The organism is Trichococcus sp. (assembly GCF_049684335.1).
Taxonomy (GTDB): Bacteria; Bacillota; Bacilli; order Lactobacillales; family Aerococcaceae; genus Trichococcus.
Genome location: NZ_JBAVFV010000045.1, coordinates 174168 through 200577, shown reverse-complemented (window position 1 = coordinate 200577; position 26410 = coordinate 174168). Strand labels below are relative to the sequence as shown.

The window sequence follows — 26410 nt, the reverse complement described above, 5'->3', positions numbered from 1 at the left end:
ATTCGTTGCATCGGAATTTACGCCCTCGGAGTGCTGCATCAAACGAAAGTAGTCCGTCAGGACCAAATCGGGCACGAAGAACAGGGAAGCAAACATAAACTAGATTTAGTTAGATTTATGGCAACGGAAAACATTATGAATTATGAAACAGTCATCGGACTGGAAGTCCATGTGGAATTGAAAACTGAATCAAAAATGTTCTCCCCATCTCCAGCACACTTTGGGGCAGAACCGAACACAAACACAAATGTCATCGACTGGGGCTACCCGGGCGTCTTGCCTGTCATCAACAAAAGAGCTATCGAATTCTGCATGAAGGCTGCTTTGGCTTTGAACTGCGAAATCTCGACGGAAACGCACTTCGACCGCAAAAACTACTTCTACCCGGACAATCCGAAAGCTTACCAAATTTCGCAATTGGATAACCCAATCGGCCATGACGGCTGGGTCGAAATCGAAGTGGAAGGCGTCAAGAAAAAGATCCGCATCGAACGCGTCCATCTTGAAGAAGATGCCGGAAAAAACATGCACGGATCGGACGGCTATTCCTATGTCGATTTGAACCGTCAAGGAACGCCGTTGATCGAAATCGTATCGGAAGCGGATATGCGCTCTCCTGAAGAGGCTTATGCTTATCTGGATGCCGTACGCCAAATCATCATGTACACAGATGTATCCGATGTGAAGATGGAAGAAGGCTCCATGCGTTGCGATGCCAACATTTCCATCCGCCCATTCGGCCAAGAAAAATTCGGCACGAAGACAGAATTGAAGAACCTGAACTCCTTCAACTTCGTCCGCAGAGGTTTGGCTCATGAAGAAAAACGCCAAGCACAAGTATTGAACGCTGGCGGGGTCATCCAACAAGAAACACGCCGTTTCGATGAAACAAATGGCGAAACAATCCTGATGCGCGTCAAAGAAGGCGAAAGTGATTACCGTTACTTCCCGGAACCAGATCTGCCGGGCTTGACCGTTTCCCAAGAATGGATCGACCGCGTAAAAGCCAGCATTCCGGAAATGCCAGCAAAACGCCGCGAAAGATACATTTCTGAATACGACCTGCCTGAGTACGATGCAATGGTATTGACACTTTCGAAAGAAATGTCCGACTTCTTCGAAGGTACCCTTGCTGCAGGAGCGGATGCCAAATTGGCTTCCAACTGGTTGATGGGCGAAGTATCAGCCTACCTGAACAGCGAAAAAGTGGAGTTGGCCGACACGAAACTGACGCCAGCAAACCTTGCCGGCATGATCACATTGATCGAAGATGGCACCATCAGCACGAAGATCGCCAAAAAAGTCTTCCGCCTGTTGGCAACAAAAGGCGGCGACGCAAAAGCAGTCGTTGAATCAGAAGGCCTGATCCAAATGAGCGATCCGTCGCAACTGTTGCCGATCATCAACGCCGTTTTGGACAACAGCCAACAATCCGTTGACGACTTCAAAGCCGGAAAAGACCGCGCCAAAGGCTTCCTAGTAGGCCAAATCATGAAAAAAACCAAAGGCCAAGCCAACCCAGGCATGGTCAACCAACTACTAGCACAGGAGTTAGAAAAAAGATAGGATGTGATGATTCGCGGGTAGAGTTCGAGCACTAAGAGGACAAACACAAAGCGGACGTTTTTTGTTCGCGTGTGATTGTCAACTTAGGCGGAGAACTCTGCGAATCAGAACTCAACTAAGATAGAGCGAGATGAAAAGCGTTTAGATACCCGGACGTTGGAGCAAATAACGAAGTGAACCTCTTTTGTTCACTTCGTTATTTGCGAAACGGGAGCGGTATCTGCTTTTCAGAACGCGTCTGCGTTGCACACATTCCAGCCCACTTCCTTCGGGAGGTTGGCTTTTTTTCTGAATAAATAAATTCTCAAAAAAATCGCAACAAATCTATCTTTTTTCAGTTCAGCAATTAGTATTCTTATGATTTTGGTGATATAATCATTAATTGAGTGGTTTGACAAAGGAAAGATGATTTGTGACCTATATAACAGATGAGCCTAGAAAGATGAGGAAAAGAATGAGAGCAAGAGTAATTTACAATCCTACTTCCGGAAGAGAAATGCTTAAAAAAAGCATGATTGACATCCTTCAAATATTGGAAGAAGCAGGCTATGAGGCCAGTGCTTATGCCACGACACCAGAACCCCTATCCGCAACGAAAGAAGCGGAACGTGCCGCTTTGGCCGGATTCGACCTGATTGTTGCAGCAGGCGGAGACGGTACCGTAAACGAAGTCGTCAACGGCATCGCCGGATTGGACCACAGACCGACAGTCGGCATCATACCTGCAGGGACCACAAATGACTATGCCCGTGCTTTGAAGATTCCGCGCTCAAACCTATTGGATGCAGCCCGCATCATAGCTGACGGAAATGTCATCCCGATGGATATCGGTCAATCGAATGGCACTTATTTCATAAATATCGCAGCAGGCGGCTATCTGACGGACCTGACTTACGACGTGCCTGCAAAACTGAAGACCATTTTCGGCTACCTTGCCTATCTGGTGAAAGGCGCCGAAAAAATCCCGCAGCTCAAACCTATGCACATGCGCATCGAGTATGAAGACGGCGTCTACGACGGCATGGCTTCCATGTTCTTTGTGGCCTTGACAAACTCGGTCGGCGGCTTTGAGACTATTGATCCGAACATCGTTTTGGGGGATGGCAAGTTCACGCTGTTTGTCGTGAAGACAGCGAACATCTTCGAAATTCTGCAACTGTTGGCCCAAGTATTGAACGGGGGCAGACATCTGGAAAATTCGAACGTCCTTTACACACATACCAGCTTCGTGAGAGCGGAATCCATGGATGGTTCAAGGTTGATGATCAACTTGGATGGGGAGTACGGCGGTGATGCACCTACCACGTTCACGAATCACCAACAGCACATCAAAATCATCGGGAATACTTCCGATTATGCTGATCCGATCGAAGAAGCCGATGAAGACATTCTTGAAGGCGCCGGCACTGGCTTCATGAAGGAAGTTGAAACCTTGCATCCGGATGAAGTCAACGACAAACGTTTGCCTTACGACGGCAAGAATTAAAAATGAGAATCTGAAAAATGCCCTGCCTCTCGGTCTTCTGATGAGAGGTCTCGGGCATTTTTTGTTATACTGGAAAAAAGAAACATTCCTGCAAAAGGGGACCTGCCGTATGCCGAAAAAACAGAAGAAATTTTTGTCCATCTTATTTTTGAGTGGGCTGCTGATGCTGCTTGTGGCCTGCGGGAACAAGGGGAATTCCCCAATCGTGGCCATCGCAAATGAAACGGAATATGAAGAAGTGGTTGCGCAGGATGTGGCCTACCTCTATTTCGGCTTCGATGATTGCCCTTACTGCAAGAAATTCCGTCCGATACTGGAAGAAAAATTGACCGAAGCGGGGCAGACCGCTTATTATTACAATACGAAAAAGCGTGTCAATGATACCAACTATGATGAGGTGCTGGAAACCTACGGCGTCGAGTTTGTTCCGCTCTTGATCAAGCTGGAGGATGGCAAAGCAGTCGGGTCCGTCAATCTGGACACCGTTGCTGACTTGCCGGCCTTACTGGCGGCAGAATAGCAGGCGAGGATGTCCGCCGGAGCTTGTCCCATAACCGCAAAGAATGGGCTGCCCCCAACTGGAGCAGCCCATTCGTATTATTTCCACACTAACTGCCAAGTGACGCCGAATTGATCGGTGACCCATGCTACCGCACGCAGTTCGCCGACTGCTTCAGGCCCCATCATCACAACGCCATCCGCGGATAAGGAATCAAAGTAGTTGTCGAAGCTGGATTCATCTTCGCAGTCCACGTAGAGGGAAACGGCCCAAGTCATATCAGGCAAAAAATCCTCTTCCATGTCCATCGCCATGAATTCCTGTCCATTCAAAACAAACTGCTCATTGATTACGCGACCGCCCTCCCCGTGTTCATCCTCATCGATTTTGGTGAGGGAGGTCACGCTGGAATTCGGGAAAATGGAAACATAAAAGTGCATCGCTGCTTCTGCAGTCCCCGGTAACGTCAAAAAGGGAATAATCCGTTGTCCGCTCATTTTGTCATCCTCGCTTTCTTCCTGTACTCGTCAGTAACTGGTCTATATACTTCTATTATACTGAACGCGAGCGAAACTTCCTATCGATAAGACGCGCCGCATCAGGAGATATTATGAGAAAGTACTTATTTTTTCCAAACAAACGGGCTTGCTGTATCGGGTAGCCTTCTTTTTTGGTATAATGAATCTGAATGAAAAATTATGAACTGAGGAGTACACATGAAAAAACAATATACGGTAGCACCGGTAATAAAAAATGAGAAGATGACTGTAACATTTGAGGACTTAACGTCAGAAGGTATGGGTGTCGCAAAAGTTGAGGGTTATCCATTATTTGTAGCGGATGGACTACCGGGCGAACGGGCCACCATCAAAGTGACGAAAGTCGGCAAATCGTTTGGATTCGCCCGCATTGAGGAAAGACTGAGCAGTTCTCCTGACCGTATCCCGACACGCGATGTTAAAGGAACACGCGTTGGTACGATGCCATTGCAGAATCTGCGTTACTCTGCCCAATTGGCATTCAAAAAGAACAACGTCGAACAAGTGATGAAACGCATTGCCAAAATGCCGGAAGTCGAAGTTAAACCGACAATCGGAATGGAAAATCCATGGGGATACCGCAATAAAGCGCAGATCCCAGTACGTCAAAAAGATGGCAAATTGGTTACCGGATTCTTCCGCACCAACACACATGAATTGATCCCGATGGAAAACTTCCAGATCCAGGATCCAAAAATCGATGAAGCCATCGTAAAAGTCCGTGACATTCTGCAAGAATTCAACGTGAAAGCATACGACGAGAAGAAACATACCGGAAATATCCGTCACATCATGATCCGCCGTGGTTATTACACAGGCGAAATGATGGTTGTCTTGGTGACGCGTACGGCGAAACTGTTCCCGCAAAGTAAAATCATTCCAGCTATCTTGGAAGCTTTACCGGAAGTGGTCAGCATCGTCCAAAACGTGAACCCGAAACAAAACAATGTCATCCTGGGTGACGAAACCATCGTCCTGCACGGTGAAGACGTTTATCACGACAAACTGATGGGCCATACATTCGCTATCTCTTCGCGTTCATTCTATCAAGTGAACCCGATCCAAACGGAAAAACTTTATAAATTGGCGATTGAAGCTGCACAATTGACCGGCGAAGAAACCGTCATCGATGCGTATTGCGGAATCGGAACGATCTCCCTGTCATTGGCTGAACAAGCGAAACACGTTTATGCGATGGAAGTTGTTCCGGATGCCGTGAAAATGGCTGAAATGAATGCAGCAGCAAACAACATCGAAAACATTACTTTCGAAATCGGTGCTGCCGAAGAAGTAATGCCGAAATGGGCTGCCGAAGGCGTCAAAGCCGATGTCTTGGTTGTCGATCCTCCACGCAAAGGCTTGGAACCGGCCTTCATCGAAGCAGCTTTGGAAATCGCTCCTGAGCGCATCGTCTACGTCAGCTGCAACCCAGCTACAATGGCACGCGACCTACAATTATTCCACGAAGGCGGCTACAGCGTAGGCAGCATCCAACCAGTGGATCTGTTCCCGCAAACACTACATGTTGAGTCAGTTGTGGCTTTGACACGCAACAAATAAATGTATAAGCCCTTGAGAATGGCGTATTTACGTTATTTTCAGGGGTTATTTTTTTTGAGCGCGGTTAAAGTGATTTAACTTTCGACATAGATTGGCTAATGGTGTAATACGGGATGTGGAAGTCCATTCCTACCCATTTGTTCATCAGGGAGAATCCTGTTTATATTCCATTTGTGATTTTCGGTAGAAATTTCCTATGGTATAATTGAAATGAAAAAATGAGAAAATAGAGTGAGTTTTGCTGTAACGATAAATCTAAACAAGAGGTGATTAAGGTAGAAACAAATTTGAAGGGGTTTCAGACACTCATAAGTCAATTGACAACATTTGAAAAAATGTATGAACAGGTAAGGATTGTTGACCCTATTAAAAAAGAAGTCTTATTTGTTAAAAATAAAAATCAAGAAGAACTCATGCCGGTTCTGGAAGCCTGTTTTGGCATATGGGGGAAAGGTACGGTATGCAAGAATTGTATTTCCATGAGAGCCTACAATGAAAATGACACCTTTATCAAAATAGAAACTTCTCCTGATAAAATCATTATGGTTACAGCAATACCTGTAAAAATAGAAGATAGAATGGTTGTAGTTGAACTTTTAAAAAACGTTACAAAAAGTATGATTATAGGCGACAGAGAGTTAACTGAAAGTTTGGAAATTAAAAGACTGCTGGACCAAGCCAATGTAGCAGCGGTAACAGATGAGCTGACACAAATCTATAACAAGAGATATATCATTGAAAGATTACCTGTAGATATGCTCAAATCTCATCTGGAAAATCAACCAATCTCACTCCTGATGGCAGATATTGACCATTTCAAAAAAGTCAACGACACCTATGGTCATGTGGCAGGGGATTACATATTAAAAGAAGTTGCGGGAATCCTTGAGAAAAACACAAGACAAGATATGGATTGGATTGCTAGATTCGGCGGTGAAGAGTTTATGGTCTGCTTAACAAATACAAATAAAGAAACCGCATGGGCTATCGCTGATGAAATGAGAAAAGCCATTGAAAATACAGTTTTCAGCTATAATGGAGAAAAGATCAAGCTAACCTCAAGTTTTGGACTTTATACTGTAACAAGTGAAGAAATGATAGACTATGAGACTCTGATTCACTGTTCAGACAAAAATTTATATGAAGCTAAAAAGACCGGAAGGAATAAAGTGGTTGGCTAGTAGACTTATTTTTTCAGAATAAAAAGATAGTCACAATGCTGAGCAGCATCAGCAATATTTTGACTGGCTCATCAAGCACTTCGATAAGCTTAAAAGCCCGCTTAATGCCATAGATTAAAGGAGCATTAAGGAGAGGGAAACTAATTGCTGGTTTTTAAGGAGGGTCAATATGAAAAAACTTCAATTCTCAATCGAAATCAATGCCTCTAAAGAAAGCGTCTGGGCAACGCTTTGGGAAGATGCGTCCTTCCGCGTCTGGGCAAATCTTATTGATGAAGGTACCTATATGAAGGGCGAAATGAAAGAAGGCAATGAAATCCAGTTCCTGTCTTCTTTAAATGGTTACGGCGTGACAAGTCTGATAGAGAAACTCGATCTGAATGCGTTCGTCTTGTTCAGGCACAGTGCGGACACCAAGGAAAGTGGACAGCAGGAACGCGAAAAAGAGTGGACTGGCGGGACAGAGAGTTATTCCCTCACCGAAAAAAATAGAATTACGACATTGACTGTCAATACCGAGGTTCCGGAAGAACTAGAAGAAACGTTCAACATCAGCTTGCCCAGAGCGCTGGAGCGTATCAAAACGCTGGCGGAAAAAATGGAATAGGAATTCCGTGTGTTTTACAAGAATTTTCTGCACAATATTAAAGTGTGAAAACAAAAGGAAAACATAAGGTGGTATAAATATGGCAATCATTACTTTTCTCCTTATTGGCTGGATGTTAAGTTGGTTTAAATTCGAACGACTGGTAATCCAAGCTTTTAAAGAGCTGTTTGATAAAGAAATAACAAAAGCAACTTACTATTTTATGTTTCTTGGTATAGGGGTTTTAGGCGACATAATTTTACTCTTTCAAGGTGCATATTATGAGTATTTCTTAAGCTGATGAAATGACCGTTTAAGGCAAGATAATTAGAAAAAGCCGTAAGGACATCAAATTTGAATTTGGAAGAGTAGAGGAAGACAAACATATAGCTCTGATCGATGAAATTTCTGGTGGGAACATGCGAGCGTATAGGGACGGACAGTATATAGAACCGCTTAAGTTAGAGCAATTGCTGTTAAAATAAAATGAATAATTATTCAAGAGGAAGCTTTTTGGCTTCCTTTTCTTATGCGTTGACAGGTTTACCTGAATAGAGTTCACTGAAGGTGGTATGGTACAATTGGTTCGGAAATGAACGGTTACATAATTATGAGGATGCGCAAACTGCAATCCCGTGAAGGGCTATCGTAAGCAGCCTCAAACCAGGGTATCTACTAATGCAAATCGCGCACGCTGATCCTGTATTATTGTTGATAACGCGGTAAAAGGGGAAATTTCCTACTTACTCTGGAATGGCTGAATGCAAAATAACGGAGGGATTTTATGAAAAACATTGTGATAACAGGCAGTACACGTGGGCTTGGTTTTTCTATGGCAACCGAGTTTCTGCGAGCTGGATGCAATGTTACGCTGTCCGGCAGAGGTGAAGTACTTGTGACATCAGCTCAAAGGGAACTGTCGCCCTTTGAGGAGAAATACATCTATTTCCCATGCAACGTCCAGGAAAAAGAAAGCCTGCAGAAACTATGGGACGCTTCTTTGGTACGGTGGGGCGGGATAGATATATGGATCAATAACGCGGGGCAAAATACGCCACACATATTTTCGTGGGAAACGGACGGAACCTGCACGGAAAACATCATTAAGACCAATCTAATCGGTATGATATACGGTTCGCAGATTGCGGCAATGGGAATGCTAAAACAGGGGCATGGGGCGATATACAGCATGGAGGGTCTTGGCTCAAACAACATGATCCAGATAAAAACAATATTGTACGGTACCACCAAGCACGCATTAACGTACTTTATGAAAGGTCTTGCGAAGGAACTGGAGGGTACCAATGTAATAGCGGGGCGGTTGTCGCCTGGTATGGTGCTGACTGATTTTATCACAAAAACGCCTGACGGTCAGCCGTCTGAGGTCATTGCAAATGAGCAGTTCAGAAGGACATTCAATATATTGGCCGACAAACCGGAAACGGTCGCAAAATTTTTGATACCAAGAATACTTAGCAACACCAAGAATGACGCTCAAATCGCTTGGCTGACAAACCGAAAAGCGGCATGGCGTTTTATGACTGCTGGCTTCCGCAAAGACAGACTGATATAGGGAACTATCCTGACTTAAGCTATTCTTTACCGATGATTGTTAAGCTGTACCTATGGAAAAAGCAACCACAATCAAGTCTTTGTGGAAATGGCTTGGGGGGACCGCTGAATTTGCTGCGAAGAAGTTCAAGGAATGGTTCCATAATAAAATTTGAGCAAAACATTTCAATGATAATTCTTCTATATAATAAAAATAAGAAAAAAGAGATTAAAAGTAAATGATGTATAGACTTTCCCGAGAAAGCTATATAAGCGAAAAAGGGTGACAAGATGAATGAAGAGTTTACGTTCAGGTTAATTTTCTGGATCCATCTTACCTTTATAATGATTTTTAATCGCATACTTCCGGCACTTCGGGCAAAAAAATCCGGAACCAAACTATCACCGGATCATGAAGCGATTGAGAATGAAGGGAAGTTACTGTTTGCATTCAGAGTCATTGCCGGGATCCTGTTGGCCATTGCGATTGTTATTTATACATTTTTTCCAATATATAATATCAGGTTTCAGTTTTATTTGCCGAGCGTATTAAGATGGATTGGCGTTATCATTTCTTCAACCAGCTTGATTTTTTGGAGCTATTCGCAGGTAGTTTTGGACAAGAACTGGTCCGTGAATCTAAAGATACAGGAAGAGCATACACTGGTCACCTCTGGACCTTACAGCGTGATGCGGCATCCGATATATACCGCCATGATATTATGGTCAACGGGCCTGGCACTGTATACGGCTAATACGTTTTTTGTGGGCTTTACAGCACTTGTTATCCTGTGGACGCCGCTAAGAATTTCGAAGGAAGAAACAATGTTGATTGGATATTTCGGCGATGAATATAAAAAATACATGGAATATACGGGAAGATATTTGCCTAAGTTTAAGCGTGATGGAAACAGATAGCCGAGGACCCTTCCTGTTAATGTGGTATACTACTAACCTTGCAAATAACTAATAACAGGGGGGAAAACCCTCTCAATAATAAAGGAGGCACGTTTATGGGGAACACTGATAAGTTTGACAGCATAGCAAGCAATTATGATAATCCAGAACGACACCACATCGCAAAGGTTGCTTCAGACGCCATCAAAGAGTATTTGGGTGACGCCAAAAGTAAAAGTGCGATTGACTTTGGATGCGGAACCGGTCTGGTCGGAATGAATTTGTTGAGCGAATTTGAATCGATGATTTTTTTGGATGCATCAGAGAACATGCTGCATATCGTAGAAACAAAAATTTCTGAAGTAGATTCGGGGAATGCAAGTACATTGTGTTTTGATTTTGAATCATCAAGCCAATCTGATCTCCGCGCGGACTATATTTTCATGGCTCAGGTGCTGCTGCACATTCAGGATTATGAAGCACTTCTGGCCAAGCTCCACGCTGTTTTGAATGATGAAGGCCACTTGCTGATTGTCGATTTCAATAAGACTGATAAGGTCGTTTCAGATTTAGTCCATAACGGATTCGATCAAGAGCAGCTCAAAGAATCGATGCTGAAAATAGGCTACAAGGATATCCGAAGCAAAACCATCTACAGTGGAACCAAACTATTCATGAACCAAGATGCATCTATATTTATTATGGATGCTAAGAAATAGGGTATCAAAAAATCATTTAACTGTTGATGACATTCTTATTGAATTAAATCCGCTCCCTCCACGCGGGAATTCTCGCGAAATTTGATACACAAAGAATAAAAGCACAAAAGGAAGAAGCCAGGACAAAAGTCCGAGCTTCTTCCTTTTCGATTTACCGTTCAGGTTTAACGCGTAAACCCTCTAATTGAGATAGATGGATAAGCTAATATTTGGGCAAATCGGGAGATGAGTAGTATGATGAAGGGACTAATAAAATTTATGAGGAGTGGTATGATGACGGCATATGAATTACCAAAAGTGTGGCAATGGGAAGAAGCGAATTCAAATAAAGTTGGCAATCGTCCGACAGCCGGCAGTCGTTTCGAACAAAAATTACCAGTCGGAGAGGCTCCGTTCCAACTCTATTCATTAGGAACACCGAATGGCATTAAAGTAACAATTATGTTCGAAGAGCTGAAAGAATTAGGTGTTGAGGGCGCAGATTACGACGTGTACACTATCAATATTGGAGAAGGCGACCAATTTGGTTCGGATTTCGTCGAGATTAATCCTAACTCTAAAATTCCAGCCCTTGTTGACCAAAGTCAAAGTCCTCGTGTGGAAATTTTTGAATCAGGCTCCATTTTGCTTTATTTAGCCGAGAAATTTGGCCAACTGATTCCAACGGATATCTATGGTCGGACCGAAACTCTTAATTGGCTATTCTGGCAAATAGGCGCAGGGCCTTATGTTGGTGGAGGATTTGGTCACTTTTTCGCATATGCTCCAGAGCCTATGCAATACCCGATAGATCGCTTCACGATGGAGACGAAACGTCAGCTGGATTTACTCGATAAAACATTAGCGCAGCGTCCATATATGGCTGGCGACACCTACACCATCGCAGATATTGCCATATGGTCTTGGTACGGTCGATTAGCCTTGGGAAAACTGTATAAAGGATCTTATGAATTTTTGAATCTGGATGAATACCCGCATCTCTTGGAATGGTCTCACCGTATTGCAGAACGACCAGGCGTTCAAAGAGGTCTAGCAGCGGAGTATCAACCGTTGTGAATGCGATGGCGGCATTGACATTAAGTCCCCTAAAAATTATAATCAAATGATATCAACAAAATAGATAACCCTCTTTTTGCCACCGGGCAGAGAGTTCAAGGTGTTCAGAAACATTCCGTAGGTCTTTGAAGGAATGTTTTCGGGACACCTTTTTTATTTTGGAAGGAGAATGCAACATGGAAAAAACATTACTGAGGGACTTCTCGAAGTACGTAAGCCTGAATATCTTGGGGATGATCGGCGTATCGTTTTACATTTTGGCCGACACGTTCTACATAGCGAAAGCGTTGGGGGTAAACGGGATTGCTGCGTTGAATTTTGCTGTGCCGGTATACAGCCTTATTCACGGTGTCGGATTGATGATCGGCATCGGCGGAGCCGCCCGTTTCGGAATATTGAAATCCCGAAACAAAGAGGAAGAAGCCGAAGGGGTCTTTGCGGGGGCACTCAAACTCGGCATTATCGCAGGCCTGTTGTTCGTTTTGCTCGGCTTATTCGGATCGAGAGCACTATCATCGGCTTTGGGGGCGGATGCGGTCACTTTGCCTTTGACCCAAGCATACATGGCTACGATTTTAGCCTTTGCGCCGTTTTTCATCCTGAACAATACCGTGCTCGCTTTCGTCCGCAACGACAACAATCCCAAACTGGCCATGACGGCGATGCTGGTCGGCAGCTTTTCGAATGTGATCCTGGATTATATTTTCCTCTTTCCGTTCGGGATGGGCATGTTCGGTGCCGCTTTTGCGACTAGCCTTTCACCGATCATCAGTTTGGGTATTCTCTCCACGCACTTCGCAGCGAGGAAGCGCAAGCCGGAATTCCTTAAACACAAAATGACCCGTCCGGCGGTTGTGGATATCCTCAATCTGGGCTCTTCAACGTTTATCATGGAAGTGTCCTCCGCGGTCGTTTTGACGACGTTCAATTTGCTGATTTTGGGGCTCGAGGGGAACAGGGGTGTTGCTGCATACGGCATTGTCGCAAACCTTGCTTTTGTGGCGGTCGCGATCTTCACCGGTTTAGGACAAGGCGTACAGCCGCTCATCAGCAAATACTACGGAATGAAGAAGTGGGAATTGGTCAAAAAAGTGAGACAGTATGCCTTGCTGACGGCTGCCTTGATAGCCACACTTATCTACGTGGGTACGTTTGCGTATTCGGACATGCTGATCAGCCTGTTCAACAATGAAAACGATCTTGCAATCGCGCAACTGGCGGATAGAGGGATGAAAATCTATTTCCTGGGCTTTTTCTTTGTCGGGATAAACATCGTGACGGCCATGTTCCTGAGCGCCACTGAAAAAGCACGCGCCGCCTTCATCATCTCCATTTTGAGGGGATTGGCAGTCATTGTTCCCATGGCGATAGTATTCAGCAATATCTGGGGGATGACGGGCATCTGGTCGGCCTTTGTGCTTTCCGAGCTGATTGTCGCCGGATTTGCACTCTATTTAGCAACTGCGACGGAGAAGGGGGCCATAGCTTATGGAAATCCTGACTGAAACGATCAAAGCGGAATCACTGAAATCTTTCCAATCGACCATCCGCAAATCCGAAAATGCATTGAGCAGTATGACCGAGAAAGGCGCCAACACGACATTGGTGTCGAAACGGCTCCAGGCTCTCCGCATCGGCTTGGCTGTACTGGAACAAGTTTGGGATGAAAAGCCCCATCCATACACCCACGAAGACTTGAAAGAAGCCCGCATCCTGCTTGCGGGTTTGCTTCCCTCAATCGAAGGCATCTACGCCAAGTCGAAGCCGGGCAGTCCGCAGAAAACCCTACTGGAAAGAAGGATCAAATCTTTGAAACTGGCACTTCAGGCGATGGATGATATTACCGAAAGAGGTCAACCTTCGCAAATGTGAAGGTCGACCTCTTGATGTTTATGAAACTAAACTTTTCGTGATATAATCAGGGTGAGGTGATTGTATGGCAATCCAGTATAATAAATTATTTAAACTCCTTGGGGAGAGAGCTATCCTTAAAACAGAATTAAAAAAAGGGATTGGGATATCTTCTGCCACGATGGCAAAATTAACAAAGAATGAGTCGGTTTCCTTAAAAGTCATCGAGGATATCTGCGGGTTTCTGCACTGTCAGCCTGGAGATATCATGGAGATGGAACAGGAACAGCAGTCGGAACGGCCATTGCTAAAGCTTTTGAAGGAAGAGAAAGAAATGAAGTTGAAGGGCGGATTGTATCACCAGACCCAGATCAAACTTGCCTATAATTCCAATCGGATAGAAGGAAGCATCCTGTCGGAAGAGCAGACGCGCTATATTTACGAAACGAATACGATTGCAATGCCGAAGGAAGAAGCTACACCTATCGATGATATCATCGAGACAATCAATCATTTCCAATGTTTTGATTATATGATTGATGTGGCGGATCAGGAATTGACGGAGGAAATGATCAAAGTCTTTCATCGTTTGATCAAGTCGAATACTTCCGACAGCAGAAAAGAATGGTTCAAGGTTGGGGATTACAAAGCAAAACCGAATATGGTCGGCGAAAACCGAACCGTTTCCCCAGCAAAAGTGAAGGGTGAAATGGCTAAGTTGCTGGCAGATTATGCCTCTCTGGAGGTCGTACAATTCGAGGACATCATTGCGTTCCATCATCAGTTCGAATCGATCCATCCGTTTCAGGACGGTAATGGCAGAGTTGGGCGAATTATTCTGTTCAAGGAATGTTTGCGCTGGGGAATTGTACCGTTCGTCATTGATGAACGCCACAAATTGTTTTATTATCGCGGCCTGAAGGAATTTGAAACTGCGAAAGTGTATCTGGTGGATACGTGCTATTCCGCGCAGGACGAATACAAAAAGCTAGTTGATTATTTTATGGAGGAATAATTGTTAGAGACAAAGAGTCGTATCAAAAGCAGACAAAACGCATCCAGACAGGAGAATGAACGTGGGAAAAGTTATTTTGGACCTGGACATTTCTTTGGATGGATTTGCGGAACATCCTGAAAGATGTCCATAACTTTTGTCACAACCGGCGTCTGTGATGCAATCCGCCAAACCAAAGCGACAGAAAAAGATGTGAACATCATTGGCAGCGCACTGACCACACCCCTTTGTTTAAGAAAAGGTTTGGTCGATGAATTGCAAGTGGATAGAGTACCTTAGTTTTTACCGGAAATGTGCATTTGTTCTCGTATGTATCATGGGAATACTAACAAAATAAGCGTGAATCACATGAAAACGCCGCCAGTTATATAACAATTGATACAGATTTGGTTGTGTAACTATAACAGGAATATCCCTATAAGACAGCTTTTATGCCTTTTTTTATGATATGAGAGCATATCTGTTATAAAATTATTCATGATGGTGTATAATGTGAATATAAAAACAAACTACTAAGATGCGGAGGAATTAGTTTATGAATAATGCGTGGCGTGGTTTTAAAGGTTCTCAATGGCAAGACGGTATTGACGTCCAAGAATTCATCAAAAATAACTACACAGAGTATGTTGGGGATGACAGTTTCCTTGAAGGACCTACGGAAGCGACAAATGAATTGTGGCAAGCGATCGTAGAACTTAAAAAGCAAGAAATCGCTAATGGTGGGGTTTTGGATGCAGATACTTCTGTTGTCAGTACGTTAACTTCTCATCCGGCTGGTTATATCAACAAAGATTTAGAAAAAATTGTTGGTTTACAAACAGAAAAACCATTGAAACGTGGCTTGAACGTTTATGGTGGTATCCGTATGGCAGAAACAGCATTAAAATCTTATGGTTATGAACTTGATCCTGAATTAGATGAATTTTATACAGAACACCGTAAAACTCATAACCAAGGTGTCTTTGATGCTTACGATGATGACATTCGAATGGCTAGACGCAATAAGATCGTTACTGGATTACCCGATGCTTACGGTCGCGGACGAATCATTCCAGACTTCAGACGTATCGCACTGTATGGTGTTAATTATTTGAAGAAACAAAAACTAAACGATTGGAACGCATTGCAAGCAAAAACTTATACTGAAGAAGACATCCGGTTACGTGAGGAAGTTTCAACGCAATATCGTGCATTAGGAAAATTGATTGAATTAGGTAAAATTTATGGCTTTGATATCAGCAGACCAGCAGAAAATGCACAAGAAGCAGTACAATGGGTTTACTTAGGATTCTTGGCTATGGTTAAAGAAGACAATGGTGCTGCACAAGGCTTAGGACGTATTGCAGAATTCCTGGATATTTATATCGAGCGTGATATCCAAGAAGGTGCTTTGACTGAAAAAGAAGCACAAGAATTGATCGACCACTTGGTAATGAAAGTTCGTATCGTTCGTCAACTAAGAACACCAGAATACGAAGCTTTGTTTGCAGGAGACCCAACATGGGCAACATTAACATTTGCAGGTATGCTTGATGATAACAATTCATTGGTAACAAAAAATACATTCAGATTCTTGCAAACACTCTATAATATGGGTAACGCACCAGAACCTAACATGACTTTAATGTGGAATGAAAAACTTCCTAAAGGATTCAAGGATTTCTGTGCAAAAGTAAGTATTGATACAAGTGCAATCCAATATGAGAATGACGATGTTATGCGTCACTATTATGGAAGTAATGACGTTTCAATCGCTTGCTGCGTAAGCCCGACAGCAGGAGATACTGGTAGTTCTATCCAATATTTCGGTGCAAGAGCTTCCCTTCCTAAGATCTTAACTTATGCCGTTACAGGTGGTTACGATGAGAAAAATAGAAGTAAAGTTATCGATGGCCTAGAACCAATCACAGATGAATACCTGGACTATGACACTCTAATGGAAAAAATAGATGTTGTTATGGATTGGGTAGCAACAACTTATGTTAGATCATTGAACATCATCCACTACATGCACGATAAATATGCATACGAAGCTGTTCAATTTGGTTTGCTGGATACAAAACTTCACAGAATGATGGCTACAGGTATTGCTGGTATCGGATTGGCAACTGACTCAATGAGTGCTGTTAAATATTCTAAGGTCCGTGTGGTTCGTGACGAAGAGGGCTTCCCAATCGACTATGTCGTTGAAGGGGATCAGTTCCCAACATTCGGTAATAACGAAAAAGCAGCAGATGAAATTGCTGACATGCTGATCAAGAAATTTGTTGGCAAGTTGAAAGCTCAACCTACTTACCGTAATTCTGAAATTACAACCTCTATTTTGACAATTACTTCAAATATCGTTTACGGAAAAGCGACAGGTGCTCTATTTAGTGGACAAGATGCGAAGTACAAAGGTTATAGAGAGGCGTTCACTCCATTGTCTCCAGGAGCTAACCCAAGTTATAGCAGTCCTCACAAAGGTGCTCTAGCAGCATTGAAATCAGTTAGTACGATTGATTTCGAAGACGTTAAAGATGGTTCTTCCTATACATGGGCAGTTCATCCTAAAGCATTAGGAAAAGAACGTGACGTTCAAATAGAGAACTTATCGATGCTATTGGACGGATACTTTGGAAAAGATGGTGGACATCACTTAAACGTAAACGTATTTTCTAAAGAAGGTCTGGAAGAAATGTTGAGAAATCCAGAGAATTATCCGCAAGCTACCATTCGTGTATCCGGTTATGCGTTGGAATTAGCAAAAGCAACGAAAGATCAAATTTCAGACTTGCTGGAACGCGTTATTCATGATTCATTCTAATTAAACACGATCAGGGGCTATCTCAAAATAAAATGAGATGGCCTCTTTGTCGTCCTAAACCATGGCTCAGGACATTTTTGTTTCCATAACGAAACGTAAACAGTTTGAAATGAAATAAAAAAAATGATGCGCTCATTTAACTGGACTTCCGTTGATTAATCGTTGACTATCTCTCCAATATCGGAAGGACGTTGCTTTCCATGATTTGTAAGATTAAAATGGATTTGAGGTGAGCGATTCTGCGCATCCGACTATGGATTACGGTTCCTTCATAAAATTGGTAGCAGAACTCATGATGGAGTCGGAAAAGTTGTGGTTAATGGTTCTCGAATGACAGAGCGGTTTTGTTCGAAAGGAAGGGAATAAAATGCCTGATAAATTAACAAATCTGGGATTCAAGGACAGGTTCGCGCAGGAGGCGACTCTTTATCCGGATCTGCATCCGGCAAGAGTCATCGCGCAGTATAAGGAATTGTACCGTGTTGCGACCGCTGAATCGGAAATTCTGGCGGAAATATCAGGGAAAATGCGCCATGCTGCAGTCGAAATGTCGGACTATCCGGCGGTCGGCGACTTTGTGATGATCGACCGGAAAGAGGGAAGCCAGGGCCATGCCATCATCCACCACACACTGAAAAGGAAAAGCGTCTTTATCCGGAAAGCAGCCGGCAAGGCGCATGACGTCCAGGTTGTGGCGGCGAACATCGACATTGTCTTCATCTGCATGTCACTCAACAATGACTTCAATCTGCGGAGGCTCGAACGCTATCTTGCGATCGCGTGGGACAGCGGGGCGACTCCGGTGATTGTGCTGACGAAAGCGGATCTGTGCGCGGATATCCCGGAAAAGATGCGTGAAATCGAGACGATTGCTTTCGGGGTCGATGTGCTGGTCACGTCGAGCCTGAGCGAGGACGGATATACGGCCGTCCTGAAATATATCACACTGGGCCAGACCGTCGTTTTCATCGGCTCATCCGGTGTCGGCAAGTCAACCTTGATCAACCGGATCCTTGGGGAAGAACTGATTGAAACGCGGGAAATCAGAAGAGATGACAAAGGCCGGCACGCAACCACAAACCGGGAACTGTTCCTCATTCCGACGGGCGGCTGCATCATCGACACGCCGGGCATGCGCGAGCTCGGATTGGAGAGCGCGAACCTGGCGAGGACGTTCGTCGACATCGATGAGTTGGCGGAAAAATGCAGATTCAAGGATTGCAAGCACGAAAACGAACCGGGCTGCATGGTCAGGAGGGCGATAGAGGAGGGCACGCTGACCGAAGAACGGCTGCAGAGCTACCTGAAGCTCAAGAAGGAAGCCAAGTATGAGGGCATGAATTCCAAACAGATCGAAAAAGAGAAGATCAGCACCATGTTTTCCGACTTCGGCGGCATCAAGAACGCTAGGAAATTCGCTAAGTCAAAAAATAAGGAAAAATAAAAGTTGGAGGAATCAAAATGAAATTAGGAATCATCATTGAAACAAAGGAATACGAGAAATCCTGGAACGCCATGAGGTTCGCCGTGACCGCGAAGAAGACCGGACATGAGGTGAAGGTCTTCCTGATGGGCGAGGCCGTTGAAATCGAAAACATGACCCATGAAAAATATGATGTAGCAACGCAGATACAAGCTTTTGACGAGCTGAACGGCGAAATACTGGCATGCGGCACTTGTCTGAAATCACGCAACATGGAAGGTTCGAACGTTTGCCCGATCAGCACCATGATCGATTGTGTCCAGATGGTCGAGTGGGCGGATAAGGTTGTTACTTTCTGAAAAATTACTGAAATTAAAGAGCTTCTGCACATTTATGGCTACATAATGTGCAGAAGCTCTTTGCCTTCACTACAAAGGCAACTTTGTATTCTGCCTGTTTCACTTCACTTCTACATAATTTATACGTATAATTATGTAGAAGCATAAATTTTTAGGCAGAAAGGGAACCACTCATGCGAAAATTTGATTATTCAATAATCCCGGATGAATTGATGAATCATGAAATTATGAATCTGATTTCTGCGATTCACGAGTATAAAGGAAAACAAGAGCTATTTATCGAGGCAAAGTCGGATGTTTTAGAGTCAATGCTTGAAATAGCAAAAATCCAAAGCACTGGAGCATCCAATAGGATTGAGGGTATCTATACATCCGAGGAACGTTTGGATGCGTTGGTAAAGGAAAAAGCGGAGCCGCGTAACCGATCAGAGAGAGAAATTGCTGGTTATCGTGAAGTACTGGGTCTGATTCATGAAAGCTACGATTACATAGTTCCACGTGCTAATGTTATCCTACAGCTGCATAGAGACCTTTACCATTTCAGTCCACTATCTCACGGTGGTAATTTCAAAGGGTCGGATAATGTCATTACTGAAACAGATGCTAGCGGACAAAAAAAGGTTCGCTTTCAGCCCATGTCAGCATTTGAAACTCCAGATGGAATAGACCGACTCACTGATACGTTCATCGAAGCGATCAACACTGAAAAATATGATCCCTTGCTGCTGATTCCAATGTTCATCTTGGATTTTCTTTGCATTCACCCATTCAGCGATGGCAACGGACGAATGAGCCGCCTATTGACATTGTTGCTCTTATACAGATCGGGATATATTGTAGGGAAGTATATCAGTATTGAAATGATAATCGAAAAGACAAAGGAAACGTACTATGAGGTTTTACAAGACAGCTCAACGCATTGGTATGAAGAAAAGAACAATTATTTACCATTTGTTAAGTATTACCTCGAGGTTATTTTAAGTGCCTCTAAAGAATTTTCGGCTCGTGTGGAGTTGATGCAAAATCGCAGCCTTTCCAAACCGGAACGCATCCGTTCGTTGTTTGATAATACACTTGAGAAGCTTTCAAAACGCATGATTTTAGAAAAATGCCCAGACATCAGCAAGGCTACAGTAGAAATAACGTTGGCTACTCTGTTGAAAGAGGGCTACATCATTAAGATAGGTGCGGGTAAAAATACAGCCTATATCTGTAATACGGAATATCAAAATGATAGTAGGGATTGAATCATTTTTTAATCAATTGAGAGAGTGTGAAATGTTACAATGACAATAAAAGCTGTATTTGACTATGACAGTGACGAAAATTTTTTCTTTATAGTCGGCTACACTTCCGGCGGAGCTCCTTACTGCATCACGTGGGAACAAGCTGAGGAAGACGGACTTTTGGACTTCGAGGAAATGACTGCATCCAATCAGGACTTTCCTTTTTAAGAGAGGGTGGCTACGGTGAATATCAATAATTTCCAAAAATACATCAACCAAACCATTTTGGGCAGAGGGTATGATTACTACATGGACGGCCGTGTAGATGAGGAGTATGTCCGCAAAGGAAATACCTATATTTTTCTGGTGGAAGGAAGCGAAGTGTACGAAGTTTCAGTGGAACTTGATGAATCGGGAGAAATCATCCATGCCAAATGTGATTGTCCCTATGACCTCGGTCCAATCTGCAAACACGAAGCAGCGGTGTTTTTTCAGCTCGCCGAAATCATCAACGACGGGGACGTCAAATGGGACATTAAGGAAGCGCAGACTGAGCAACCGGGAATCAAAGAGGTTCTGAATAAACTGCCTAAAGAGGAACTGATCAGGATCATAATGGAAATCGTCCCTAAAAACGACACTTTGGAAGAGAGCCTGATTCTAAGATACTCTGATGGGAACAACGAACAGGAGATTAAACAGGTTGCCAAGCTTATCCGACGTATCGTGAATAAGTATACCGGCAGAGGTGGGTTTATAGCCTACGGAGAAATCAGCGATTATGTGGAAGAGATGGTCGGTATCCTAGGAAAGGCTAGAAACACAGAAGACAGCTTATTGGGCTTGGAAATCATTATCCTGGTCCTGCATGAGGCAATGGAAGCTTTCCAATACACTGATGATTCCGATGGAGAAATCGGTGGTTTGGCTTCGGACTGTATTGAGTTGATGGAAGATCTTGTCCTCGGGGAAAAATTTTCCGACAGTTCCTTAAAGCAAAAGTTGTTCAATAGACTGTTGGAAGACAGCAATGACCACGCCTATGATGATTGGCAAGAATACACAATCGATATTCTCCGATTGTGCGCGGAAGTCGCGGATACAGAAGCGTTGCGAGTACTGCTGAGGGCGAGGGTAATGGCCTATCTGGACAAATCTGACACTGATGGCTTCAGCACCTATTATGCAGCGCCCTTGCTGCAAATCCTGCACAGGTTGATTGTTGTCTATGGAACGGATGCTGAGGCGTTACAATTCGAGGAGGAGAACAGCACACACGCATCCTTCCGGGAAATGTTGATCGAGAGAGCCAAAAAGGAAAACAACTTCGAAAAAGTCATCGCATTGGCAATAGATGGGGAAAAACAAGATGATTATTATGCGGGAAGAAAGCCTAAATGGAAAGAAATCCGCTATGAAGCCTACAAAAAATTATCCTTAAAGGCTGAACAGGTGCGGTTAGCCAAAGAACTGCTCTTTGACGGCCAGTTTGAATATTATCAGGAACTCAAGGATCTGAACACTGGGGACGAAACAGAATTCTATGATGAGTTGAAGGCGAAATTGAAAAAGGATACCCGTTGGCAAGCGAAGAACACGTATATAAATCTCATTGAACAGGAAGAAGACACGGATGAAATTATGGCATACGTAAGGGAGAACCCTCATTACATAGTGAGGTATGCAGATCTTTTGAAAGAAGATTATGCGGATGAAGTTGTGGCGCTGTATGAGAATCATATAAAATTTACTGCCGATTCCTCCTCAAAAAGGAGTGGCTATCAAGATGTCTGTAGTCTTATCAGACATTACAAAAAAATCGCCGGCAAAGACAATGCCGCAGAATTGGTGAACGAACTGCTGCTCTTGCACAAAAGAAGGCCGGCTTTTGTGGATGAATTGAGTAAAATTTAAGGGATGGTGTGCAGAGGTCCTTGTTGAAATTTCGGCGTGCAAAATCGTTAAGCGTGAGACCATAAAATGGGTCTCGCGTTTTTTTATATTAAAAGATAGATCTCTACTGATTTGTATTTGCAAGAAGAAAATTGGATAATCCTTGTATATGATTCATATTTTTGTTTCCTTCGTTCCAGATTAAACAAACATCCCAATAGGCATATTGATCTGATAATGGAATAGCGATTAGTTCATCGAACTGCATTAACTTACTTAGTCTTTCTAGACTAAAACCAAGTACATTATCATGGAAACAATTCTCATAAATCGACATAACGTCCGGAACGGTTATGATATTTGGTTTTTTTCCGTGTCGTGCACATTGTTCCATAAAACTGTAATAGCTTTTACAATTCTGATCTGCCATCACAATGGTTTCGTTTAATATTTCGTCAAAAGTCAATGAAAGCCTGGACGCAAAATGATGATGCTTATTTACAATACAACATATAGGCTCATGAAAAAGGCTTAGACTTCTGATGTTTGGAATACTATCTGGATTTATCGTAATCCCTATATCAAGGCTTTTATCAACGATGCCATTTTCTACATCTTGATTTAACATTTCACCTATTTCTAAATCAATTTCTGGATTGTTCTTCTCAAACTCTTGAAATATTGCTTTTCGAAGTAAGACTTTAATTCCGTATGATATTCCGATTTTAAGTGAATTTCTTTTGCTGTTTGAAATGTTTGTGTAGTATTGCATAATTTCATCGCGTTTTTTTAAAATCATCGAGCTTTGTTCCAAAAAATAATCGCCTTCCTCGGTTAATTCGACACCAAAAGAGCTTCTGATAAATAACTGCGTATTTAATTCCTCTTCTAACTCTTTTATCTTTTTGCTTACAGCTTGTTGGGTAATAAACAATTCGTTTGCAGCTTTTGAAAAACTTTTGTATTTGCAGACTGTATCAAAAAAGATTATATGTTTTATTTCCACAAACCTCGCATCCCTTCTCATATCTCATATTCTATCACCAATGTCACGCGAAACCTACAGATGGGTACAAATTTTAGTTGTGGCGATATGAAAAATTGGTATCTTCGAACAAAGTGATCAGAATGTTAAAATAATCACAATCAAAGCATATCAATATTTATTTATCAATTCACGGGAGGCATATTTATGCAAAAAAATAATTTGGCGTCATTTCGATTGTCTGAAGAAAAGGCAGCATTAAACCCATATGCCATTATGGGCGATCAAACAGCTTTATATTTTTCGTATATGTCAGATTTTGCAACTATCGCAAAAATGGTTCCGCCACCATTAGTACCGATTGCACCAATTGTTTCTGGATATATTGCTCACATTGGGAAACCGTCGTTTTCAGAAGAATATAACGAAGCTATGCTTGGTGTATTGGTGAAATTTGGTGACACAGTAGGGATGTATCCAATTTCTTTCTTATTATCAGGGAAAGGTGCTGAAATGGCAACCTATCTTGGCAGAGATAAAACTGGACTTCCTAAGAAAATGTGTGAGAGTGAAAGCTGTATTCAATTGATCCAAGAAGGAAATGTTGTAAGGGGAAAAGTGGAACGTAAGGGTGTTACTTTGATGGATGTATCAATGAAATTGGGCGAATATAATAACCCAATGGCTGATGAATTATATTTTAGCCCGGCACCAGGGAAAAAGACGGATGGATATAGCTTTTATTATTCAACCTATATGCAGCCAGATGTAAATGGAAATGCTGAGTTTTGCAATGTCAATTTATTGTCTAATTATGTCCAGTATACGTATTCTTCATGGACACCAGGTACGGTTTCGGCACGTTTGCAGTCAAGCGTTAATGATCCGTGGGGGCAGTTACCTGTTCTTGAAATGCTTGGCGGTGGATTTAGCAATAATGATTTAGAGATGAAGGAATTAAAAATAGTGGCGACCCCTGATGCGAAATCGGTTATGCCGTATTTAATGACAACTCGTTTTGACAAATCTGCATTGATATAGGAGGGATAAAATGTCTGATAAACTGATTGAAAAAAAAGGTTACATAGGAAATTTGGAAATAAAGAACAGATTGGTAATGACAGCTATGGGGATTGGCTATGCGGATCATGAAGGGAATGCGACTGATGAAATTATTCAGTTTTACGCGGAAAGAGCAAAAGGTGGAGCGGGTCTTGTTTTCACTGAAATCACTCGTGTAAACGAAGATAATGGAGTAGGTGAATATGACCAGTTATCACTTGCAAGTGATAAGACGATCCCAAGTTTTCAAAAACTGGCTAATGAAATACATAAATATGATAGCAAATTATTTATTCAATTACATCACCCGGGTAGAGAAACATATTCGGCGCTTATTGGAAACAAACCAGTTGTTTCGGCATCGGCTATTCCTTGTGGTGTATGTCAACAGGAAACAAGAGCGCTAGAAACAGAAGAGGTTGAGGGTTTAGTTGGAGATTTTATTGATGCAGCAGTCAGAGCAAAGAAATCAGGGGCTGATGGCATTGAACTTCATGCGGCGCACGGCTATTTAATAGCACAATTTTTAAGCTCACATACGAATAAACGTACAGATAAGTATGGCGGTTCTTTTGAGAACAGAACGAGATTTTTAATTGAAATAATAAAAGGTATCAAAGAGACTTGTGGGATGGATTACCCAATTTCCGTTCGTATCAGTGTGAATGAATTTTACGAAGTGATAGGTGTGAAAGATGGCATCGTCCCAGAAGAAGGAGTTAGGATAGCTGTTGCTGCAGAAAAAGCTGGAGCCGATCTTATCAATGTTTCGGCTGGAACATATGAGACTGGTAATGTTACTGTGGAACCAACTTCATTTGCACAAGGTTGGAGAATGGAATTAGCAAAACTAGTAAAAGAAAATGTTTCTGTTCCGGTGGTTGCAACAAGTGTTATTCGTGAACCGGAATTTGCTGAACAAATGCTAAGCGACGGATATATTGATTTCGTTGGAATGGGGAGACCGTGGTTGGCAGATTCCCAGTGGGGTGAGAAGGCTATCAATGGTGACTGTAGAGACATCAGAAAATGCACCAGCTGCATGTACTGTTTTGAAATAGCGGGGACACAGTTGATTTCTGGCGGAGAAGGTACAACTTGTGCCATAAACCCACGCTTAGGGAAAGAACTAGCATATCCAGAACCGGTGAAGGATGGGGATGGCAGAAAAGTTGTGGTAGTTGGAGCAGGCCCAGGTGGATTGGAAGCTGCAAGAGTACTTGCGGAAAGAGATTTCAAGGTGACGATGATTGAAAAATCAGACCGACTGGGAGGACAGATGTATTTATCTTCCGTGCCGCCAAATAAAGAAAAAATGGGATATTTTATCGATTATTGTAAAAAACAGTTGGAAGATTATCAGGTGAACATTATTTTTAATACGGAAGCAACAGTGGATATGATAAAAGAAGTGAATCCGTATGCGGTAATCATTGCTACAGGTTCTGCACCAGTGAAACCTGGAAGCATCAAAGGAATCAGTAAAGATAATGTATTTACACCAGATGATATTTTATCTGGAAAAGTGGAAATGATAAACCGCAATATAAGTGTGATAGGTTCAGGCTTAACAGGATTGGAAACAGCAGAATATCTTGCAGAAGCCGGCAATACGGTTACAGTCTTTGAAATGATGGATAAAATCGGATTGGATGCATTCCCGCTTGTTTTAATGGATGTTACAGGGTCTTTGGCCAATGCCGGAGTCCGAATGATCCCGGGGCATAAATTGATTGAGATTAAAGATGACGGTGTATTGCTTGAAGACAGAGCAGGCGTAATTGTTGAGCACCCGTGTGATTCTGTGATTTTATCGCTAGGTATCAAGCCGGTAAATAGTCTGAAAGAAGAACTAGAAAATCTTTCTAATGTGTATACAATTGGTGATGCTGATAAATTAGGAAGAATTGCACAAGCAGTTCAATCGGGTTTTGAAACTGCTTATAATTTGAAATAATTATGCAGAAAAGAAGAATTTGTGAAAGCGGAAAAGTTTAGGCAATCACTATACAATGACAATTCGCATGTGCACAGAATTTCTGATTCGTCTTAAAGATGCCTGCCGATGAGTTTCAAAGCACTCATCGACAGGCATCTTTTGCCGTTTCATCCAGACCGTAAGGCGCCGCCTAGCCTGCCCGCCGGCATTG

26 protein-coding genes are annotated in these 26410 nt (G+C 42.8%); 24 read left to right on the top strand and 2 right to left on the bottom strand.

Translation table 11 applies throughout. The features are described from left to right. The first annotated feature begins 135 nt into the window (after positions 1-135). The 3 genes from gatB to WBM30_RS08820 all read left to right on the top strand — a co-directional run bounded on the left by gatB (position 136) and on the right by WBM30_RS08820 (position 3572). Positions 136-1566 carry an Asp-tRNA(Asn)/Glu-tRNA(Gln) amidotransferase subunit GatB gene (gatB, locus tag WBM30_RS08830; RefSeq protein ID WP_424900374.1) on the top strand — a complete coding sequence of 477 codons (1431 nt, stop codon included), beginning with the start codon at positions 136-138 and terminating at the stop codon, positions 1564-1566. Between the two features lie 454 nt (positions 1567-2020). Beyond that, positions 2021-3052, top strand: a complete 1032-nt coding sequence (locus tag WBM30_RS08825; protein ID WP_424900366.1) for a diacylglycerol kinase — start codon at positions 2021-2023, stop codon at positions 3050-3052. Positions 3053-3161: 109 nt separating this feature from the next. After that, on the top strand, positions 3162-3572 hold the full coding sequence (locus WBM30_RS08820) for a thioredoxin family protein (RefSeq protein ID WP_424900365.1): 411 nt from the start codon (positions 3162-3164) through the stop codon (positions 3570-3572). Between the two features lie 77 nt (positions 3573-3649). On the opposite strand, the gene WBM30_RS08815 is transcribed toward WBM30_RS08820, so the two are convergent. Beyond that, positions 3650-4048 carry a VOC family protein gene (locus tag WBM30_RS08815; RefSeq protein WP_107995551.1) on the bottom strand — a complete coding sequence of 133 codons (399 nt, stop codon included), beginning with the start codon at positions 4046-4048 and terminating at the stop codon, positions 3650-3652. Between the two features lie 219 nt (positions 4049-4267). Between WBM30_RS08815 and rlmD the strand changes: the two genes are divergently transcribed. The 19 genes from rlmD to WBM30_RS08720 all read left to right on the top strand — a co-directional run bounded on the left by rlmD (position 4268) and on the right by WBM30_RS08720 (position 22234). Continuing rightward, positions 4268-5650, top strand: coding sequence for a 23S rRNA (uracil(1939)-C(5))-methyltransferase RlmD (gene rlmD / locus WBM30_RS08810; RefSeq protein ID WP_424900364.1), 1383 nt, complete (start codon positions 4268-4270; stop codon positions 5648-5650). A 287-nt stretch (positions 5651-5937) separates the two neighbouring features. Beyond that, positions 5938-6831 carry a GGDEF domain-containing protein gene (locus tag WBM30_RS08805; protein ID WP_424900363.1) on the top strand — a complete coding sequence of 298 codons (894 nt, stop codon included), beginning with the start codon at positions 5938-5940 and terminating at the stop codon, positions 6829-6831. Positions 6832-7000: 169 nt separating this feature from the next. Beyond that, positions 7001-7438 carry a hypothetical protein gene (locus WBM30_RS08800; RefSeq protein ID WP_407433375.1) on the top strand — a complete coding sequence of 146 codons (438 nt, stop codon included), beginning with the start codon at positions 7001-7003 and terminating at the stop codon, positions 7436-7438. Positions 7439-7517: 79 nt separating this feature from the next. Then, complete coding sequence (locus WBM30_RS08795; RefSeq protein WP_407433374.1) at positions 7518-7718, top strand: hypothetical protein; 201 nt, start codon at positions 7518-7520, stop codon at positions 7716-7718. Between the two features lie 22 nt (positions 7719-7740). Further along, positions 7741-7902: a phosphoribosylaminoimidazolesuccinocarboxamide synthase gene (locus WBM30_RS08790; protein WP_407433385.1), complete on the top strand. Its 162-nt coding sequence runs from the start codon at positions 7741-7743 to the stop codon at positions 7900-7902. A 299-nt stretch (positions 7903-8201) separates the two neighbouring features. Then, positions 8202-8990: an SDR family NAD(P)-dependent oxidoreductase gene (locus WBM30_RS08785; RefSeq protein ID WP_407433373.1), complete on the top strand. Its 789-nt coding sequence runs from the start codon at positions 8202-8204 to the stop codon at positions 8988-8990. Positions 8991-9259: 269 nt separating this feature from the next. Beyond that, a complete protein-coding gene (locus WBM30_RS08780; protein WP_424900362.1) occupies positions 9260-9886 on the top strand; it encodes an isoprenylcysteine carboxylmethyltransferase family protein in 627 nt (208 codons plus the stop codon). Between the two features lie 95 nt (positions 9887-9981). After that, the gene (locus WBM30_RS08775) at positions 9982-10584 is read left to right on the top strand and encodes a class I SAM-dependent methyltransferase (protein WP_407433371.1); all 603 of its coding nucleotides are present in this window, start codon (positions 9982-9984) and stop codon (positions 10582-10584) included. A 273-nt stretch (positions 10585-10857) separates the two neighbouring features. Continuing rightward, positions 10858-11640 carry a glutathione-dependent disulfide-bond oxidoreductase gene (gene yghU / locus WBM30_RS08770; RefSeq protein WP_424900361.1) on the top strand — a complete coding sequence of 261 codons (783 nt, stop codon included), beginning with the start codon at positions 10858-10860 and terminating at the stop codon, positions 11638-11640. A gap of 176 nt (positions 11641-11816) precedes the next feature. Beyond that, positions 11817-13145: an MATE family efflux transporter gene (locus WBM30_RS08765; protein WP_424900360.1), complete on the top strand. Its 1329-nt coding sequence runs from the start codon at positions 11817-11819 to the stop codon at positions 13143-13145. Beyond that, entirely contained in the window at positions 13129-13512 is a 384-nt protein-coding gene (locus tag WBM30_RS08760) for a hypothetical protein (RefSeq protein WP_407433368.1), read from the top strand. Before WBM30_RS08765 ends, WBM30_RS08760 begins: the two co-directional genes overlap by 17 nt. A 64-nt stretch (positions 13513-13576) precedes the next feature. Then, a complete protein-coding gene (locus tag WBM30_RS08755) occupies positions 13577-14506 on the top strand; it encodes a Fic family protein (protein WP_424900359.1) in 930 nt (309 codons plus the stop codon). Positions 14507-14629: 123 nt separating this feature from the next. Further along, positions 14630-14785: a hypothetical protein gene (locus WBM30_RS08750; protein WP_424900358.1), complete on the top strand. Its 156-nt coding sequence runs from the start codon at positions 14630-14632 to the stop codon at positions 14783-14785. A 256-nt stretch (positions 14786-15041) separates the two neighbouring features. Further along, complete coding sequence (pflB, locus tag WBM30_RS08745) at positions 15042-17312, top strand: formate C-acetyltransferase (protein ID WP_424900357.1); 2271 nt, start codon at positions 15042-15044, stop codon at positions 17310-17312. 367 nt (positions 17313-17679) lie between these two features. Further along, a complete protein-coding gene (rsgA, locus tag WBM30_RS08740) occupies positions 17680-18756 on the top strand; it encodes a ribosome small subunit-dependent GTPase A (RefSeq protein ID WP_424900356.1) in 1077 nt (358 codons plus the stop codon). Positions 18757-18773: 17 nt separating this feature from the next. Then, complete coding sequence (locus WBM30_RS08735) at positions 18774-19094, top strand: DsrE/DsrF/TusD sulfur relay family protein (protein WP_424900355.1); 321 nt, start codon at positions 18774-18776, stop codon at positions 19092-19094. Positions 19095-19267: 173 nt separating this feature from the next. Beyond that, positions 19268-20341: a Fic family protein gene (locus tag WBM30_RS08730; protein WP_424900354.1), complete on the top strand. Its 1074-nt coding sequence runs from the start codon at positions 19268-19270 to the stop codon at positions 20339-20341. Positions 20342-20380: 39 nt separating this feature from the next. Beyond that, positions 20381-20548, top strand: a complete 168-nt coding sequence (locus WBM30_RS08725) for a hypothetical protein (protein WP_424900353.1) — start codon at positions 20381-20383, stop codon at positions 20546-20548. A 15-nt stretch (positions 20549-20563) separates the two neighbouring features. Further along, positions 20564-22234 (top strand): SWIM zinc finger family protein, encoded by a 1671-nt coding sequence (locus WBM30_RS08720; RefSeq protein ID WP_424900352.1) that lies wholly within the window; start codon positions 20564-20566, stop codon positions 22232-22234. 103 nt (positions 22235-22337) lie between these two features. Here WBM30_RS08720 and WBM30_RS08715 read toward each other — a convergent pair whose 3' ends face one another. After that, positions 22338-23219: a LysR family transcriptional regulator gene (locus tag WBM30_RS08715; protein ID WP_424900351.1), complete on the bottom strand. Its 882-nt coding sequence runs from the start codon at positions 23217-23219 to the stop codon at positions 22338-22340. Between the two features lie 186 nt (positions 23220-23405). Between WBM30_RS08715 and WBM30_RS08710 the strand changes: the two genes are divergently transcribed. Continuing rightward, positions 23406-24239 carry an acetoacetate decarboxylase family protein gene (locus WBM30_RS08710; protein WP_424900350.1) on the top strand — a complete coding sequence of 278 codons (834 nt, stop codon included), beginning with the start codon at positions 23406-23408 and terminating at the stop codon, positions 24237-24239. Positions 24240-24249: 10 nt separating this feature from the next. Then, on the top strand, positions 24250-26217 hold the full coding sequence (locus tag WBM30_RS08705) for an FAD-dependent oxidoreductase (RefSeq protein WP_424900349.1): 1968 nt from the start codon (positions 24250-24252) through the stop codon (positions 26215-26217). Positions 26218-26410 lie beyond the last annotated feature (193 nt).